The following is a 15,506-nucleotide window of genomic DNA, read 5'->3' as shown; positions in this document are numbered from 1 at the left end:
TCATCGCGGACCCGCCCTCACCCCCGCAGTGAATTGGGCAGCAGAGTCAACGACCCAGTTCGGACAGATCGCTGTAGAGGCGGTTCAGCGCGTACGCGCCCAGGCCGAGGCCCTGGTCGATTCGGCGTCGTGCGGCTGGGTTTCGGTAGTGGGGTTCTAGCAGCAAGAAGAAGTCCCCTGCGTGTTGTTCGTCGATTTCGGAGTGGAGGCCGTAGTGCATCAGGTCGGCTTGAGCGACCCAACCGCGGTTCACAACCGCGTTGCCCGTGATGGCCGATACCGAGGCGAATGCGTACTCGATCGCGCCCATGCAGCCAATTCCTACCTGCGGATCCTCCCACGTACACACCGCACTGAGAACGCTGTTGTACGCGTGGACGGCCGGCATCATCTTCAGGCCGTTCAGCCGTACGGTGTCGCTGCCGATGCTGGCCAGAAATCCGCGGAAGGTCTCGTGATGGAATTCCTGAGGGCGGAATCCGCCGTGTTCTTCCACGACATTGCCCAGGATGCCGATGCGATCCGCGGGGTGCTCGATCCGGGACACCAGCGCAGCCATCGGACGGGCGAAGTAGGTGACGGCGAAACCTAGTTGCTCCTGGCTTGCGCGGAAGTTCTCCAACGACATGCTTCCGTCTACCAGCGTTCGGAAGTACGGATTGTTCAGGACACCGGTCTCGGCCACGATGTGCTTGGCGTGCGCTGTCACCAGCGGGGCCTTGGTTGTCTGCAGATGGGTGGTCACAGTCGATTCTCCTGGCGTGTTGTTCCTGAGCGCGGCTCGATGCGGGACCGGCGGAGCCCCTCTGATCGCCGGTGCCGAGTGGAATGAGCACCCGACGGCGGACGAGAGGACGCTGTCCGGTGCTGTCGGCTCAGGAACGCAGGGCTCCCAGGAGGCGGTGACCTCGGTCGTTCGGATCAGTACTGCTGTGGAACACGCGAATGGCCGCTCTCAGCTCGTCAGTTGAGATGGAGCCGGAGCTGTCGGTGTCGATGTCGGCGAACGACACGTCGATGTCTTCGTCGCTCAGCGCGAAAGAGGACTGAAACAGGCGCTTGAACTCGGACTTGTCGAGTTCGCCGTCTCCGTCGACGTCGGCGGTGGCCACGAAGACCTTGGCGGACGGCGTGACAATCCGCGCGTAATCATCCGGCTTGTCCCCCAGGCTGACAAACCCGGCCAGGAATTCGTCGCGTGATACGACGCCGTCCCCGTCTGTGTCCATAGGGACAAACAATCTCTTCCAGTACTCCAGAAGGGATCTCTGCAGCGCGCTGGCGGGGGCGGTTCCTGGCGTGAGCTTGAATTCCCGCGTCGTGCGGCCCACCCAGGCGTACACGTCGGTTTCGCTGACCCACCCGTCGCGCTCGCGATGGAACACGTTGTAGTAATGCTGGGCCTTGCTGTGGATAATGGATTTTTCCGGCATGCGAAGACCTCGAATTTTCTTGTGCGGTGGGCGAATCGAATACCCACCGCGACCCGGTCCACGAGCAATGACTCGTGAGCTCAGGGTGGCAGCGTTTCCCTTCCCGGGCGCCGGCACCAAAGCTTCACCACTCATTCGAGTGAGTAATTCGACCTGACAGTTTCAGGTTCAAGGGCGTGGCGCCGGCGCGACCGCGATCCGGCGATGGATGTCCTCAAGCAGGTTCCGCATCACTGTGCGGAAGATCTCAGTGTGGTGGTCACCGAGGAAAGAGGTATGCCGGAACACCTCAAGGGCGACGAGGCCATGCAGGTGTCCCCACGCGATCAGCAGGAGCGCGGTCACTGGGGGCGGCAGATATCCCAGGCCGTAATGCGGCAGCTGGTCCAGATAGGCCCCTGGATGCAGGCGGTCCACTGGGTCGCTGGGTCCGGGCTGTACCGGCCGCAGCGGCACGGTCGCACGGGCCGCGCAGTTTCGGGCCGACGACGGTGCGGGTCGCCCAGGAGCTGGCGCAGCTGTTCCCGTGCCGTCCGGGGATCGAGTACCTGGTGCGGCGTACCGGGCTGTCGGAGCGGTCGGTGGAGTACCACCTGGGGATGCTGCGGGAGGCCGGGCTGCTCGCGTACATCGTGCGGGCACCTCGGCTCCTTCGCTGGTCAGACCTCGATGTACGCGACGACCACCGTGGTGTCCAGGGCGCTCACCCAGTACAGCAGGCGCACGTGCTCGACTTCGTCGGCGTACTCGCGCAGCCGAGGACCGGCGGATTCGGAGAACGCGATCCGGGCGCGGCGGCGGTGTTGGTGGGGCATCAGGCGACAGCCGGGCGCTGAGCGGCGAGGCGGGTGAGGTGGGCCTCGCGCAGTTCCTCCCACAGGGTGCACTGCTCGGGGTCGGGCAGGCCGTTGGTGGCGATGTCCTCGAGGACGACGGCGAACCGGTCGGCGTCGGCGCGGGTCTTGGCCGAGTACGCGCGCACCGCGTCGGCGGCCGCGGGCTCCAGCTGCCGGGCGGCTGTGTCGGCGGGGGCCGGCTGTTCGCTCATCGAGGGCTCCAGAGGGCAGAACTGGCGTGTGCCACCACGGTATCGCCGGGCAGGCGGGCCCGGGAGCACTCCGCAGAACCCAGGCCGTAACTACGCTCCGTGCTACTCACAAGTGCGCGGGAGGTTCAATCTTGAGTGTCACGCTCCACTCCCGAAAATGGCCTCTGGAGAGCCCATGTCCTCTGACAAGTGATCTTGGCCGTTTGTCGGGAGATTTTGACGACCAGCAGTTCCCTGCCACCTGATCTTGACCGATGGTCCTCTGTGAGTCAGGTGTCGTTTTGGTCGGACATCCCGTTGGGCCCCTTCCCGGCCTGAGATGATCAGCGGGACCGTACGAATGAACGCAGAGGTGGGGAACATGGTCGGCCTGGTGCTGCTCGGCGTCTTGGCGCTCGCCGCCGGCGGGTGTGCGTGTGTGGTGTGGGCGGAGCGTGGCGGGCCCCGCTGGGTCCGCGGCGTGGCGACCGTGACGCTCGCGGCGAGTGAGCTGGTGCGTCGCTCCGAGAAGAACCGGCGCCGGAGTCTGAACCGGACCACCAGCGACGGCGAGTAGGAACGGACGAAGCGGCCTGAACCGGGCGGTCAAAGTCGCCCGGCAATCGGTCGAGATCACTTGTCAGAGGTCAGCCCAACGGCCCCGAGAAACGGATAAACAGGGGCGGATTCGTGGCAGCGTGACACATAAGATCTGACATCGCGAAGGGGCGTGACAGTCACCGTCCGTCAGCGTGACACTGGTTCTGGGCCCGCAGGCGGTCGGCCGGTGGTGGGGCCGGCCTGCTTCTGCCAGGCCGTACGCCAGATCGTCAGTTCGTCCTCGGTGTAACGGACGGTCTGCCCATCCAGCTCGCCCTCGGGCACCGGGATGCCGCGCTCCGGAGAGCGCCTGCGCAGATAGGTGCGCGCCGTCGGTGCCTTCCACGGCAGGATCCCCTTCTTCCAGGCCTCCTCCAGCGAGTACCGGACCGGCACGGGGTGGCCGAAGGCATCGTTCGCCGACGGGGGCTGGCGGATCACGGGCGCCACGTCCGCGGCCTGCTGTGGCAGGGCCGGGCGGCCGGGTGGAACGACGGGACTCTGCCCGCACACGTGCGGCCGCTCCTGTTCGAGCAGCGGTTCCATCCCGGCCAGGATCCGGCGCAGGGGCGAACCCGGGGCGCCGGCCGCGGGGCCTGCGCCGCGAGCTCGGCCACGGTGGAACCGGCGGTACGCAGGCTCGCCACCCTGCGGTTGCGCACCTCCACCGCGACGGCGAGTTCCCTTGAGCAGCTGCGTCCAGTCCATGCCTGGCACAACGCCAGCGCCGGACGGGGGTGACGGGCGGTCGCTGTGCTCTTCCCGGCCCACGACTCCCGGCTCCTGGCCGTCGCTCACGCCTGGGTTCCTTCGACACGGGTGAGGAACGCGGCGAGCGCGCCGACGGCTTTGGGCTCGGTGGTGGCGAGCCGGGCCGCGAACGCCAGCTGGTCGATGTCGGCGCCGGGGACCAGGCGGGCGAGTTCGGTGAGCAGCGCGGCGTGCGCGCGGACTGGCTGCGTCAGAAGGCCGGCTGCTTCCTCGCGGGTCGCGGGGTCGCGGGGTCGCGGTAGTGCCCGAGGTGCGCGGCCAGGGCGTGCGCGAGCCAGGCGTCGACGTCGGCCTGGGCGTAGCCGCCGGCTCGCCGGGTGAGCTCGTCACGGACGGCTTCGTCGCCGTCGCGCGGTTCAGTCTGCTCCAGCGTGCCCAGATCGCGCAGCGCCTGGAGCTCGTCGGCGCGGGCCGCGATCCGGGCGGCTTCGCGCAGCTCGGCCTCCGCGTCATCTTCGGCCGCCGCCAGAGCGCTGTACGGCGGCCCGCCGATACTGAGCCGAAGCACGATAGGTGTCACCGACCGCGCCGCATAGGCTGCTCAGGAGCCGGGCCGGAGCAGCCGGTCTGTCACCAGAAAGGCGCTGTAGTTGTCACACGCAGCCGATCGCCGGCCATCACCGGATGGCAGTGTGACTCGCGACGACCTCATCGCCATGCTCCGCGAACAGACCCCGGCATGCGGACCCGCACGCGCAGCCTTGATCGCCGGGGCTGACTTCGTTGTCTGGGACGGCCTGGTCCCGGCCAACAGGCACGCGGGCGTCTTCCGGCGCCGAATGCACCACTCTTTGAGACGTGGCCACACGATCGATGGCCTTGCCGACAGCGTCGACATCCTTCTGCGAGCCGGGGAAGAGCCGCTTCGTACCGGATCCATCGACACGGTGGACAGGTCATCCTGGTTCACGATCTTCCTGAACTCCACGGCGACAGAAGTGATGGCCTGCTGCGGCGGACGCCGGCCCATCGCCTCTCCAGAGTCGGCCGACGCCCCCGAGTGACAACAAGCCTGTATTTGTGAAAACTACTGTGCTTCGGCTCAGATACGTTTTATTGCAGGCTCGGAATTCGGGCGGGTCAGAACCGGAAGTCTATTTTCGACACCGCCGTGAAATCCGCGCGCAGGGCCCATCCCCAGGCGTCGTTGTGGCTGTCGTTGGCCAGGCGCAGTGCAGTGTCATGCGACGAGAGAGAACGATCAACATGGCCGAGTCCTCCGGCAAGCCGTCCGTCCTGTTCGTCTGCGTCCACAACGCCGGCCGCTCCCAGATGGCCGCCGCCTGGCTGACCCACCTGGCCGGGGACCGCATCGAGGTCCGCTCCGCAGGCTCCAGCCCCGGCGGCACCGTCAACCCCGCCGCCGTCGAGGCCATGGCCGAGGCCGGCATCGACATCTCCGCCGAGACCCCGAAGATCCTCACCATCGATGCCGTCCGCGAGTCCGACGTGTGCATCACCATGGGCTGCGGCGACACCTGCCCGGTCTTCCCCGGCAAGCGCTACCTGGACTGGAAGCTCGACGACCCGGCCGGACAGGGCGTCGAAGCCGTCCGCCCCATCCACGACGAGATCAAGACCCTCGTCGAGGGCCTGATCGCCGAGATCGCCCCGGAGGCCACGGCGTGAGCGGCATACGCGACGTCGTCGTCATCGGCTCCGGCCCCGCCGGATACACCGCCGCCCTCTACACCGCCCGCGCCCAGCCGGGGCCGTGCTGTTCGGCAGCGGCATCTTCGTCGGCGGCTCCCTGACCACCACCACCGAGGTCGAGAACTTCCCCGGCTTCCCCGAAGGCGTCGACGGCCCCGACCTCATGGACAGGATGCGGGCCCAGGCCGAGAAGTTCGGCACCGAGATGATCGACGACGACATCACCGGCCCCGTCAAGTTGCTCACCGACTCGGCCGGCACCGTCCACCGTGCGAAGACGGTGATCGTCGCGACCGGCCCCGGCTACCGCAAGCTGGGCATCCCCGTGGAGGGGGAACTCTCCGGACGCGGGGTGTCCTGGTGTGCCACTTGCGACGGATTCTTCTTCCGCCACCGCGATATCGCCGTGGTCGGCGGCAGCGACACCGCCATGGAGGAAGCCACCTTCCTCACCCGCTACGCCAAATCCGTCACCGACGTCCACCGCCGCTCCGCCCTGCGGGCCTCAAAGGTCATGCAGGACCGGGCCTTCTCCGACGACAAAATCTCCTTCGCCTTCGACACCAAGATCGCGGAGATCAAGGAAGAGAACGGCATGCTTTTTGCCGGCGTCGTCCTGCGCGACGTCTTCACCGGTGCCACCCGCGACCTCGACGTGACGGGGCTGTTCATCGCCATCGACCACGACCCGCGCACCGAACTCTTCACCGGCCAGGCCTGGCGGTAGCCGAGGAAGCCCGCGGCCGGGGCATCGCCAGCTTCCTGCTGAAGCGGGCCTGGCATGCGGCTTCTGCCGAACCCTCATGGACTCGGCCTCAGCAGCCCGACGGTGGTGCTCGCACGCCTGCCGACAGGCCGCCTACCGAGCACGCAAGCTCGGCGAGATCCCCGAGCTAGGGCTGTGACAGGGCCTCCCGGACGGCGTCGATACCGAGGGCCAGGTCCGCATGAAAGCTCTGGTGGAGGTCGAAGTCCCGGGTCATGTCGACGTAGTAGCCGTCCGGCAGGGTCGACTCGGCACGCGAGAGGTCGCTGTTCAGTCCGTCGAGCTGGTGGATCATCCGGTGGGTGTCGCTCAGGGACTGCCTGAGGGCCTCGGCGAGCGGGCCGCCGGACTGAGGGGAGATGGCCGCACCGGGCCGGTGCGACGCGCGCAGCGCCGCCCGCACCGCCGCGCGCCGGAACTGGGCCAGGGCGAGGGAGGCTTCGATCCCGTCGTAGGAGACCTCGTTCGTCCAGGGGTCGTCATCGGCGAGACCCGACGCCAGGAAGCCGACGCGTCGGGGGACGTCGAGGTCCTTCACCGCGTCGAACATCGGCGCGGCGAGCGCGGCGTCCTGGGCCAGTGCGACCGCGAACGCCCGGGCGTCCTCCCTCCGGAACTCGTCCCTGGTGGCCCGTGTCCCGGACCTCTCGGCCTCCTGCCGGAATCGCTCCACCTGAAGGGCGAGCACCGCTCCGAGCCGTACAGCCGCCAGTTCGGCCGCGGGAAACCCGCCGAGCGCGGCCTCGCGGCCCTGTGCGTCGCACCGGGCGAGGCCGGCCGCGTACGCCCGTACTCCGGACGGCGCGGGCTCGGCGAACGAGTGCAGCACGGGTGCGCCGAAGGGCGGCACGGGGAGCGAGGAGCCGAGGTTCCACAGCGGCGGTCCGGGGGCGCGGCGAGCGGTGCCCCCGTCCGCACCAATGGAGCCACTCACCTCGTCCAGCCCGGCCCGCAGGTCGAGTACGGAATCCAGCGCGGTGGCCAGCTCGCCCAGCAGCTCCGCGAACCTGACGTCTGCCTCCGCGGCCCCCTCGGCCGCGCCAGCCCCATCGGCCTCCCCCGGCGCCTCGGCACCTCTGGCCTGCCGTGCCCCCGTCTCCGCTCCGAGCAGCTTGCCGACGTGGCGCAGGGTGCGGTGCACCTTCGGCATCGACAGGCCCAGCTCGTACCCGATCGCTCCCGGAGCACAGCCGGCCAACCGAAACGCGGTGACGTTGAGTTGACGCTCGTTCAACTCTCTCAGCGGGGCGAGCGCCACCACCGTCCGGGCCTGCACCAGGGCGTCGGTGCTGCCCTTCCCCAGGAGGGCTGGCACCGTCCCGTGCGCAGGGCGGAGCGCCCCGCAGCCGCCGCCGACGGTCATCCGGCACGTCCAGGCCCGCAGCGCCTGCGCGGTGACCACGGGGGTCCTGGTGTCCTTCGCGGCCCCGGCCGCGTTCGCGCCCAGCAGGTCCATCCACCGCCGGGCCACCGTCATCGAGTCCTGGGCGAGTCGCGCCGCCTCCACCAGGTCCGCGCCCCGCAGCAGCGACAGGGCGACGAGCGGCCCCGCGTGCGCCCGGTAATAGTCCCCGAACCCGACCCCACTGACGGACGCCGTATCCGCCGGATCTGTCGCCATTGACCCAACTCCTCTGCGCTTATAGTCACTTGTGTTTCCGTCGGAGTTCAAGGTAATGGTTCGACGCGCGGAGACGGACTGCCCCGCCCCACGCTCCGATGGCAAACGAGCAAGATCCGATGACAGAGGACAGGGGGTTTCAGCAGACTCCGGACCTCGAGAAGCGGACACAACGGGCGCAATTCGAGGGAGCGTGACACTCGTGTCACGCTCACGCTCCGTCAGCGTGGCACCGTGCGGGAGCGCGCGGCCCCTTGCGCCTCCCAGGCTCCCAGCTCGCCTTCCAGGAACGGGCCTGCCTGGGGAACCGGCCTGTCAACCTCCCAGACATCCCAGATGATCCGGGCATTTCTGGCCTGGTCTCCCAGGTGCCTCCCAGGGATCTGGGAAGCACCTGGGAGGTGGCGCAGGGTGTGGTCGACTCGCGTCGGCACGGGCGTGGGCGAGGAACACGGCGAGGGCGTCGGTGGCGTCGGGCTCGGTGGTGGCGAGCCGGGCCGCGAACGCCAGCTGGTCGACGCCGGCGCCCGGGGCGAGGTGGATGAGTTCGGTGAGCAGCCCGGCGTGGGCGAGCAGCGGCGGCGACAGAAGGCGGGCGGCCTTCTCGCGGGCGGCTCGGTCGCGGTAGTGCCCGAGGTGCGCGGCCAGGGCGTGCGCGAGCCAGGCGTCGATGTCGCGCTGCACGTATCCTCCGGCTCGCCGGGTGAGTTCGTCGCGGGCGGTTTCGTCGCCTTCGTGGGGCTCGGTCTGCTCCAGCGTGCCCCGCTCGCGCAGCGCCTGGAGTATCGGCGCGGACAGTGGTCCGGGCGGCTTCGCGCAGCTTGGTTTCGCGTTCGGCGGCGGCCGCGGCGTCGGCGGCGAGCTCGGCCTGGACGACGTCGTCGGTGTCCGGGTCGTAGACGGTGCCCGGGACGGCGTCGGCGAGCAGTTGGGCCAGGCGCTCCCACTCCGCGAGCTCCGCCGGGCCGCGGACGTCGCCGGCCAGTTCCTCGTGCCGGGAAGCCTGCCGTGCGTCGAACCGGGCGTCCTCAAGGGCCGCCACGACGGCGTCGGCGTCCATGCCCTTCGCCCGGCGCCGTACGAAGCGGCGGCCGATGCGGGCGAGGTCAACCGGCTCGCGGGGCACGGCGACGCGCGGGGCGACTGATCGGCGGGTGCCGCTGCCGGGCGGCCACATCCTGGTCATCTTCGGCCTCGTATTCGTGGAACGGATTCGAGAACGGCCGCCGCCAGAGCGCTTGTTCGACAACCCGCTGCATACGGTTTATAGCAGGCCCGGAATTCAGCTGCTTCGGAATCAGAAATCTGTGGACTGGACGTGTATGAAATCCGCACGCAGGCCAGCGGAACGGGTTCCCATTCCGTGAAACACGGCGCGATGAGGGCCTCAACGACGATCGGACGCGGGTCCTTCTCCGTCGCTCCGGCCTCCTGGAGCTCCGGGAACTGCCTCGCGCAGGCAAGCGGGGCCGGGGTGGTGATGGTGCGTACGGTGGGAGACATGACGATGTCCTCCGCCCCCGAGCTGGTGCCAATGCCCATCCGGGTGCTGCTGCCCGGGGACCAGGAGGTCGTTGCACCCCATGCTGTCTCGCCTGACCTGACCGTCCCATCCGACCGCCGCGACAACCGCATGACCTGCCCAACGGGCCCGCAGCCGAATGCTCCTCAGCCCCTTGAGCTGGGCATTCAAGGTTTCCTAAAGGTTTCTAATAAGGTGCTGCCTCCAAGAGGACCTGACCCCACTTCACGAGGGTCACCCGAAGCCCGGACCTGCTCGCACACGGCGACCACACCCAGCGGCCCGCGCTCGTCGCGGCACTGCCGGGTCTGCAGGCGGACGACACCGGTGTCCTCGCCCTCGTGGAGACCGAGTTCGACGCCAAAAAGTGGAGCAAGCAGCGCCGCGACGCCGAGCACGGCGTCGAAGGCGCCGTCGACCCATACCCGCTCGACGCCAAGCCCAAGGTCAGCCGACTCCTCGCCCAGCACAACGTTCTGGCCCAGTTCCTCACCAAGCCCAAGAAGAAGCGGCCTTCGCCCGCCGCCGAGGCAGAACAGCCCGCCTCCCCCCTCGACGCTCTCGGCCAGGAACTGAAGAACGATCACGCCGGGCACAACGCCGTCGGCGACATGCTGCGCGCCGCAGGCCTGGTCCACCCCCGCCTGACCGCGCCATCACCCACCGCGGCGGCTTGCAGCACCCCCTGGCCCACGTGGGACTGCACCTGCGCGAGCAGCGCGGCGCCTACTACAAAAAGCGCACCGACCGGCCCGCGCTCATGTGGATCCTCACCGCGTTCGTGCCCGTCGCAGGCCAGTGGAAGACTCTCGCCTACGTACCACCCGGCCCCCACGGAGCAGGAGGCTGGTTCGACTACGCCTTCGCCCAGGTCATCTCCCGCCGCAACCCCATCCCCGAGGGCAGCCGCAGCGAATCCGGCCTGCCGCGCCGCATCGACCACGCCCTCTACCAACTGCGTGAGTGGATCGGCACCACCGAGTACGTGCTGTATGTCTCGGGCGACTCCACTCGCTCCGTGTGGCCCCTGATGTCCAACAAGAACGCCGACCTGCCGGCGGACGAGACCGGACAGATCAACGGCCGGCCGGCTCTCCCCGGAGCAACCCTGGACCCCGGCCACCGGCCCAAGGCGATCATCCGCACCACCTCGAGCACGAACCCGAGCATCCCGGTACCCGCCGTATTCCACACCCTGGACGGCCTCGGCAACGAAGCCGCCGGCCCCCGCACCAGCAACGCCCTCTTCCAGCTCGACGACGCCAGCACCACCTACTTCATGAGCCGGCTGCCACTCCAAGCCACCGGAGGAACCCCCTCCGCCAAACTCGGCCGCAAGAACAGCCGCTGGACCGCCGCCCACGGCGCAGACCAAGCAGAGAACTGGCACTGCCTCACCTCCACCGAAATCGCCGTCATCACCCACCCAGCCGACGAGGACTCCCTCCCCTACGCAGTCACCGCTGCACGCCTGTGCACCCACGCCCTGGCCTGGATGGGCCGCACCCAACACCCCCTCCCCATCCACGCAGCCATCCAGATGGACAAGAACCACCCCGACTACCGGCGAACCATCGACAGTGACAGCGAGAACGACGACTGAGGAGGAGTGAAGATGCCCGGATCACTGCGGTCCAGCCGCCCGGCCAGCGCCGACAGCAGCATCTGCGCACCGCCACCGGTGAGCACGGTGCGGGCGGCAGTCACGTTCTGCGCACTCCACCGGTGGCCCTCCATCTGCATCGTGCAGGCCGCGGCCAGCGCGACCGAGAGCGTCCTCGGCAGCACCACCCGGACCGGATCCGCAGCTATGAGCTCGATGATCTGGGACATGGAACGACCTCCCGTGAACGACGGATGCTGCACGGATTCCCCCGGCGCAGGACACCGGGGAGGGAACTGCCCTCAGGACAGCAGCGCGAACAGGGGATCCGGGACCCGGTGAAAACCGGCACATGTCGGCAGTGACCGGCGCTGTTCCCGGCGTGCCGCGGCGCAAGGAGCGGCGGAGGTCCGGTGCACGGCCCGGCGGATCCCGGTGGAGAGCCCCGTCCCGTTCCGCCCTGCGTCCCGCGCACCTACTCTGAGAGGTTCGGACATCGAATGCGCGGAGGCACCTATGGGCCGGCCCCGGCTCGATCAGCGAGAGCCCAACGAGCAACTGGCCCAGTGGCAGGCCCAGACGGGCATGTCGAACGCGGCACTCGCCCGAGCCGTCACCAAACGGGCCAGGGCCCAGGGACACCGCGGCATCAGTCCCGACGAGTCGAGCGTGCGACGGTGGCGTGCCGGCGAGACCCCCAGGCACCCCGTCCCCCAGCTCATCGTCGAAGCGATCAGCGAGCGGGCCGGCATCTCTCTGTCCCCGGCCGACCTCGGCTTCCCCGACCTCTTACCCACAGTGCAGGGGACGGGTTTGTCCTGGCTGCCCGGCACGTCCGTTCAGGCTCTTCTCCACCTCACCCGGAGCGAAGTGATGCGTACGCACACACGCAACAGCGACAGCGCCTCGCGCGTCCAGAAGGGAAGCACCCTCCTGGCCCCGCTCCAGCAGTGGGCCACCACCGGGCCGTCCTCGCTGACCGTGCCTGCCGGCCGGACCGGCGGGCAGGTCGGCGCGGCCGAGGTCGAAGGCATCCGTGCTGTCACCGCGATGTACCGCGACCTGGACAACCGCCACGGAGGGACCCTCTCCCGCAAGGCCGTCGTCGCACAGCTCAACGAAGCCGCCTCCCTCCTGCACACCTGCACCTACACCGAACGAACCGGCCGCGACCTCCTCGCGGCCGTCGCCGATCTCGGCTCGGTGGCCGGATGGATGAGCTTCGACGCCAGCCATCACACCAGCGCCCAGAAGCTCTTCATCACCTCGCTGTACGCCGCCGCCGAAGCCGGCGACAAGGCACTGGGCGCCCACATCCTCCAGGGCATGGCACGCCAGATGTCCCACCTCGAACGGTACGAAGACGCCCTCGCCCTGGTCGACCTGGCCCAGTACGGTGCGCGCCGCCGCCTGTCACCGGCCACCTCCTCCATGCTGGCCAGCCTCGAAGCCCGCTTCCAGGCCATCCTGGGCAACCTCACCGACAGCAAGACGGCTGCCGGCCGGGCCGAGGACGCCTTCACCGGCATCGTGCCCGGCAACGAACCGGCCCACATGATGTTCTTCGACACCGCTGAGCTGTCCGCCACCATCGGCGTCGCCCACCAGATCGCGGCACGCAACAGCGAAGGCACCAACCGGGCCCGCCACGCGGAAAAAGGAATCCGCCTCATCCAGCAGGCCCTCGAAGCCCGCCCGGCACACCGGGTACGGAGCAAAGCCTTCGATCACCTCGCACTGGCCCGGACACACCTGGCAGCCGGCGAACCCGAAGGCGCCCGCCAGGAAACGATCCACGCCCTGGACCTGTTCGGCACCATCAGCTCACACAGAGTCGGCGACCGACTCACCGAACTGCACGACGAAGCCCTCCCCTACGCCAACAGCGCACCGGCCATCGACCTCCGAGAACGCATCACACACGCCCTCGGATAGCCGATCAACCCCTGCAGGGGCCGGGACGGCCCCGATGCCACGGCTGCGGTCCCGCTCGCTCTGCCGTTCCACAGCCCAGTGACAGGCCGCCCTGATCGTCCCTGATCTTCACCTTGACCCAGGCATGGCCGCTTCTGCTGCCGTCGCCCACGCCGTCGACCTTGCACTCGAACTCCCGGCCCGCCTCGACGGGGATGGAAGCGGGGCAGCTGACATCGTCGATGGTCGGGGGGCCAGGCAGTCGGCCGCTCCGTATGCGATCACGTCCGCCTCAGGCAAGGATCGTATTGGCGGTCGGTCGCGCCCCGGCTCCTGCTCTCCCCGGTGCTCCGACCGTTTCCCGGCGCAGTGTGATCAGGGGGTTCTGGAGGTACGTATGCCACCGCGGCCCTTGTGGACCGGAGCCATTTCCTTTGGCCTGGTCACCATCCCGATCAAGGTCGTCAGCGCGTAGCGACCGCGGCCGACCGGGTTCGACTCCCGCAAGCCTTCTTCGATGAGGTAGTCGTAGAACAGCCGAACCGGCACCAGCCGCTGCTGCAGCGTCGCATTCGCCAGACCAGCCCCAGAGTCCAGAGCGACGACGTTGCCTCCTCGTCGGCTCGGCCGCGAGCTCAGCTCCTTCACGAACGCCGCCACGTGCAAACGCTTGGCGGCAACAGGGTCGATCCCGTCCCGCTCGCAGACCAGCAGGTACTCAGCCAGTCCCCTCGCGTACGCGTCGATCGTCCGAGGAGCCCGCCCCAGATCCGTCCACACTCGCAGCCACTCGACCGCCCGCTCATGCCGGCCCAGGACCGGCCACTTCTCCTCCAGCACCACCGCGCTGCCCAACGGAACTCCTCAGTACGTGGGGACGCCGCAGGATACGAGCTGCATCCTGCGGCGCGTGATTCCACGTAACTAATAGGCGCACGTGCTACGGGTTCATGGCCCGCTGGGCCGCCGCCGGCATCGTCGGACAGATCCGTGACCAGCTCCGCAAGCGCATCCGCCGCGAGATGGGCCGGGCGCCCGGCGCGGTGGCCACCGTAATCGACTCCCAGTCGGTCAAGGCCGCCGACACCGTGGGCAAGGACTCCCGCGGCTACGACGCCGGCAAAAAAACAACGGCCGCAAACGGCACCTGGTTGTGGACACCAAGGGCCTGCCGCTTTTTGTCATGGTCACCCCGGCCGACATGACCGACCGCAACGCGGCCAAAGAAGTGCTGTTCCGGCTGCGGCTCATGCACCCTGAGATCACCATCGTCTGGGCCGACTCCGCCTATGCCAGACAGCTCGTGACCTGGGCGAAGACCTACGTGAAACTGACGATCAAGACCGTCAGCCGCCCAAAGAACGTCCCCGGGTTCGTCGTCCTGCCCCGGCGCTGGGTCGTCGAACGCTCGCACGCCTGGGTCATGCACGCCCGCAGACACGCACGCGACTACGAACGGCTCATCCAGCACTCGGAATCGCTCATCACCTGGGCCGCAATCACCTTGATGACCAGGCGCATCACCCGCCGAAGCTCCCGCAGGAGCGGACAGCCGGCCTCACGCGAAGCCCACCGCGACTGATCCTCTCGGCACTGACGGTCAGCAGTGCCACCAAGAGGCCACCGGGCCTCAAGCCTGCACAATTGTCGCACTGCCACGACGACTTCACCGGCGCAACCGACGACAACGAGGCCATCCGTTGCCGCCGACCAGCTGACCTTGGCACCCAAACCCCTCCATTCGAACCCCGAGCTGGGCGAACGGAGAAACGCAACCGGGGCAACATGGCAGGAGGGGCTCAGAAAAGGCGCTGACGAGGCCCGACAGGTCTTCGGCTATCCGCGGCGGGCGATCGTGATGATCTCGCGGCTGGAGCTGCCGATCGGCGCCATGTCCCAATCACCGTACTGCGCCTCGACCTCGAAGCCCGCCTCGGCCAAGAACCCGTTGAGCGTGGCGACGTCGAGGAACCGCAGGTCTTCGGTGAAACCCCGGAGCACCGTGCCATCCAACTCGGCCAACGTGCCGCTGATGCTGACCACGTCGCCCGCGATGGAGTCGACGCCGTGCCAGTACCGAAGCGCTCGGCCGGACTCGTCGATCACCTCGGCCACGTCGTCCGGGTTCGAGGATGTCCATCCCTCCCAGGCTCGCGCCTGCGGATGACGCGTCTCGAACACGAAACGCCCACCCGGGCGCAGCGCGCCATGGATCCCGGCGAGCGAGGCGCGCACATCCTGATCGGTGATCAGGTTCTGGAAGGCGTGACCCATCATCGTCACCAGCTCGAAGTTGGCACCGCGCTCGGCCTCCGCCGCGGTGCCGTCGGTCCACTCGATGTCGGCTCGACGCCGGGCCCGCTCCAGCGCGGCATGGTCCGGGTCGAGGCCAACCAGTCGGCCAACGTGGCCGCGTTCACGTGCCAGGTGCAGCATGGATCCGGTGCCGCAGCCGACGTCCAGGACTGACTCAGCGCCCATCACCAGTGGGAAGTAGAAGGAATCTTCGGGCCGCTGGTCCGGATCCCACGGGTTTAGCAGGTCGTATAGAGCGGCAGCGTCAGCATCTGAAAACACCGCGACAGTGTCTGTCGCG

The 15,506-nt window shown here is 68.5% G+C and carries 19 protein-coding genes and 3 pseudogenes; 8 read left to right on the top strand and 14 right to left on the bottom strand.

Features of this window, described 5'->3' with window-relative positions; all coding sequences use genetic code 11:
* Nucleotides 1-46: 46 nt before the first annotated feature.
* The 5 genes and pseudogenes from OG611_RS27705 to OG611_RS27685 all read right to left on the bottom strand — a co-directional run bounded on the left by OG611_RS27705 (nucleotide 47) and on the right by OG611_RS27685 (nucleotide 2,481).
* Complete coding sequence (locus tag OG611_RS27705) at nucleotides 47-745, bottom strand: TenA family transcriptional regulator (RefSeq protein ID WP_266425211.1); 699 nt, start codon at nucleotides 743-745, stop codon at nucleotides 47-49.
* A 130-nt stretch (nucleotides 746-875) separates the two neighbouring features.
* Nucleotides 876-1,433 carry an EF-hand domain-containing protein gene (locus OG611_RS27700; protein ID WP_266425209.1) on the bottom strand — a complete coding sequence of 186 codons (558 nt, stop codon included), beginning with the start codon at nucleotides 1,431-1,433 and terminating at the stop codon, nucleotides 876-878.
* A 168-nt stretch (nucleotides 1,434-1,601) separates the two neighbouring features.
* Nucleotides 1,602-1,829 (bottom strand): annotated as a pseudogene (locus OG611_RS40750) (TetR/AcrR family transcriptional regulator); the annotation flags it as partial.
* Nucleotides 1,830-2,092: 263 nt separating this feature from the next.
* Nucleotides 2,093-2,248 carry a hypothetical protein gene (locus tag OG611_RS27690; RefSeq protein ID WP_266425206.1) on the bottom strand — a complete coding sequence of 52 codons (156 nt, stop codon included), beginning with the start codon at nucleotides 2,246-2,248 and terminating at the stop codon, nucleotides 2,093-2,095.
* Entirely contained in the window at nucleotides 2,248-2,481 is a 234-nt protein-coding gene (locus OG611_RS27685) for a hypothetical protein (protein WP_266425204.1), read from the bottom strand. Before OG611_RS27685 ends, OG611_RS27690 begins: the two co-directional genes overlap by 1 nt.
* 361 nt (nucleotides 2,482-2,842) lie before the next feature.
* Here OG611_RS27685 and OG611_RS27680 point away from each other — a divergent pair, with 361 nt between their 5' ends.
* Nucleotides 2,843-3,037 (top strand): hypothetical protein, encoded by a 195-nt coding sequence (locus OG611_RS27680; protein WP_266426277.1) that lies wholly within the window; start codon nucleotides 2,843-2,845, stop codon nucleotides 3,035-3,037.
* 170 nt (nucleotides 3,038-3,207) lie between these two features.
* On the opposite strand, the gene OG611_RS27675 is transcribed toward OG611_RS27680, so the two are convergent.
* Nucleotides 3,208-3,606: a hypothetical protein gene (locus OG611_RS27675; protein ID WP_266425202.1), complete on the bottom strand. Its 399-nt coding sequence runs from the start codon at nucleotides 3,604-3,606 to the stop codon at nucleotides 3,208-3,210.
* 415 nt (nucleotides 3,607-4,021) lie between these two features.
* Nucleotides 4,022-4,339, bottom strand: coding sequence for a hypothetical protein (locus OG611_RS27670; protein WP_266425199.1), 318 nt, complete (start codon nucleotides 4,337-4,339; stop codon nucleotides 4,022-4,024).
* 124 nt (nucleotides 4,340-4,463) lie between these two features.
* Between OG611_RS27670 and OG611_RS27665 the strand changes: the two genes are divergently transcribed.
* From OG611_RS27665 to OG611_RS27655, 3 genes and pseudogenes are all read left to right on the top strand, one after another.
* On the top strand, nucleotides 4,464-4,835 hold the full coding sequence (locus OG611_RS27665; protein WP_266425197.1) for a hypothetical protein: 372 nt from the start codon (nucleotides 4,464-4,466) through the stop codon (nucleotides 4,833-4,835).
* Nucleotides 4,836-5,037: 202 nt separating this feature from the next.
* The gene (locus tag OG611_RS27660; protein WP_368085713.1) at nucleotides 5,038-5,460 is read left to right on the top strand and encodes an arsenate reductase ArsC; all 423 of its coding nucleotides are present in this window, start codon (nucleotides 5,038-5,040) and stop codon (nucleotides 5,458-5,460) included.
* Nucleotides 5,457-6,199 (top strand): annotated as a pseudogene (locus OG611_RS27655) (NAD(P)/FAD-dependent oxidoreductase); the annotation flags it as partial. The gene OG611_RS27660 and the pseudogene OG611_RS27655, both read left to right, overlap by 4 nt.
* 178 nt (nucleotides 6,200-6,377) lie before the next feature.
* Here OG611_RS27655 and OG611_RS27650 read toward each other — a convergent pair.
* Complete coding sequence (locus tag OG611_RS27650; RefSeq protein WP_266425192.1) at nucleotides 6,378-7,871, bottom strand: hypothetical protein; 1,494 nt, start codon at nucleotides 7,869-7,871, stop codon at nucleotides 6,378-6,380.
* Nucleotides 7,872-8,186: 315 nt separating this feature from the next.
* Nucleotides 8,187-8,555: a hypothetical protein gene (locus OG611_RS27645; RefSeq protein WP_266425189.1), complete on the bottom strand. Its 369-nt coding sequence runs from the start codon at nucleotides 8,553-8,555 to the stop codon at nucleotides 8,187-8,189.
* Between the two features lie 73 nt (nucleotides 8,556-8,628).
* On the opposite strand from OG611_RS27645, the gene OG611_RS27640 reads away from it, so the two are divergent.
* Nucleotides 8,629-9,018 (top strand): hypothetical protein, encoded by a 390-nt coding sequence (locus tag OG611_RS27640; RefSeq protein WP_266425188.1) that lies wholly within the window; start codon nucleotides 8,629-8,631, stop codon nucleotides 9,016-9,018.
* Nucleotides 9,019-9,560: 542 nt separating this feature from the next.
* Here the strand turns inward: OG611_RS27640 and OG611_RS27635 are convergent.
* Nucleotides 9,561-10,031: a hypothetical protein gene (locus tag OG611_RS27635; RefSeq protein WP_266425184.1), complete on the bottom strand. Its 471-nt coding sequence runs from the start codon at nucleotides 10,029-10,031 to the stop codon at nucleotides 9,561-9,563.
* Nucleotides 10,032-10,066: 35 nt separating this feature from the next.
* On the opposite strand from OG611_RS27635, the gene OG611_RS27630 reads away from it, so the two are divergent.
* Nucleotides 10,067-10,996 (top strand): RNaseH domain-containing protein, encoded by a 930-nt coding sequence (locus OG611_RS27630; protein ID WP_266425182.1) that lies wholly within the window; start codon nucleotides 10,067-10,069, stop codon nucleotides 10,994-10,996.
* Here the strand turns inward: OG611_RS27630 and OG611_RS27625 are convergent.
* Nucleotides 10,954-11,226 carry a hypothetical protein gene (locus tag OG611_RS27625; RefSeq protein WP_266425179.1) on the bottom strand — a complete coding sequence of 91 codons (273 nt, stop codon included), beginning with the start codon at nucleotides 11,224-11,226 and terminating at the stop codon, nucleotides 10,954-10,956. The genes OG611_RS27630 and OG611_RS27625 overlap by 43 nt on opposite strands.
* A 286-nt stretch (nucleotides 11,227-11,512) precedes the next feature.
* Here OG611_RS27625 and OG611_RS27620 point away from each other — a divergent pair, with 286 nt between their 5' ends.
* Nucleotides 11,513-12,931 carry a transcriptional regulator gene (locus OG611_RS27620; protein ID WP_266425176.1) on the top strand — a complete coding sequence of 473 codons (1,419 nt, stop codon included), beginning with the start codon at nucleotides 11,513-11,515 and terminating at the stop codon, nucleotides 12,929-12,931.
* A gap of 4 nt (nucleotides 12,932-12,935) precedes the next feature.
* Here OG611_RS27620 and OG611_RS40940 read toward each other — a convergent pair whose 3' ends face one another.
* Together OG611_RS40940 and OG611_RS27615 are read right to left on the bottom strand one after the other, a co-directional pair.
* Nucleotides 12,936-13,154: a DUF4333 domain-containing protein gene (locus OG611_RS40940; protein ID WP_353962572.1), complete on the bottom strand. Its 219-nt coding sequence runs from the start codon at nucleotides 13,152-13,154 to the stop codon at nucleotides 12,936-12,938.
* Nucleotides 13,155-13,285: 131 nt separating this feature from the next.
* Nucleotides 13,286-13,765: a hypothetical protein gene (locus tag OG611_RS27615; RefSeq protein ID WP_266426333.1), complete on the bottom strand. Its 480-nt coding sequence runs from the start codon at nucleotides 13,763-13,765 to the stop codon at nucleotides 13,286-13,288.
* Nucleotides 13,766-13,842: 77 nt separating this feature from the next.
* Here OG611_RS27615 and OG611_RS27610 point away from each other — a divergent pair.
* Nucleotides 13,843-14,438 (top strand): annotated as a pseudogene (locus tag OG611_RS27610) (IS5 family transposase); the annotation flags it as partial.
* A gap of 308 nt (nucleotides 14,439-14,746) precedes the next feature.
* Here the strand turns inward: OG611_RS27610 and OG611_RS27605 are convergent.
* Nucleotides 14,747-15,487, bottom strand: a complete 741-nt coding sequence (locus OG611_RS27605) for a trans-aconitate 2-methyltransferase (RefSeq protein WP_266425174.1) — start codon at nucleotides 15,485-15,487, stop codon at nucleotides 14,747-14,749.
* Between the last annotated feature and the right edge of the window lie 19 nt (nucleotides 15,488-15,506).

Source organism: Streptomyces sp. NBC_01363, from assembly GCF_026340595.1.
Classification (GTDB): domain Bacteria; phylum Actinomycetota; class Actinomycetes; order Streptomycetales; family Streptomycetaceae; genus Streptomyces.
The sequence above is the reverse complement of the archived record's forward strand: the minus strand, read 5'-3'. Positions and strand labels throughout refer to the sequence as shown.

Excerpts from the sequence above, each read along its gene's own strand:
- OG611_RS27700 (WP_266425209.1), bottom strand. The coding sequence starts at position 1,433 with ATGCCGGAAAAATCCATTATCCACAGCAAGGCCCAGCATTACTACAAC.
- OG611_RS27690 (WP_266425206.1), bottom strand. The coding sequence starts at position 2,248 with ATGCCCCACCAACACCGCCGCCGCGCCCGGATCGCGTTCTCCGAATCC.
- OG611_RS27685 (WP_266425204.1), bottom strand. The coding sequence starts at position 2,481 with ATGAGCGAACAGCCGGCCCCCGCCGACACAGCCGCCCGGCAGCTGGAG.
- OG611_RS27680 (WP_266426277.1), top strand. The coding sequence starts at position 2,843 with ATGGTCGGCCTGGTGCTGCTCGGCGTCTTGGCGCTCGCCGCCGGCGGG.
- OG611_RS27675 (WP_266425202.1), bottom strand. The coding sequence starts at position 3,606 with ATGGAACCGCTGCTCGAACAGGAGCGGCCGCACGTGTGCGGGCAGAGT.
- OG611_RS27660 (WP_368085713.1), top strand. The coding sequence starts at position 5,038 with ATGGCCGAGTCCTCCGGCAAGCCGTCCGTCCTGTTCGTCTGCGTCCAC.
- OG611_RS27650 (WP_266425192.1), bottom strand. The coding sequence starts at position 7,871 with ATGGCGACAGATCCGGCGGATACGGCGTCCGTCAGTGGGGTCGGGTTC.
- OG611_RS27625 (WP_266425179.1), bottom strand. The coding sequence starts at position 11,226 with ATGTCCCAGATCATCGAGCTCATAGCTGCGGATCCGGTCCGGGTGGTG.
- OG611_RS27620 (WP_266425176.1), top strand. The coding sequence starts at position 11,513 with ATGGGCCGGCCCCGGCTCGATCAGCGAGAGCCCAACGAGCAACTGGCC.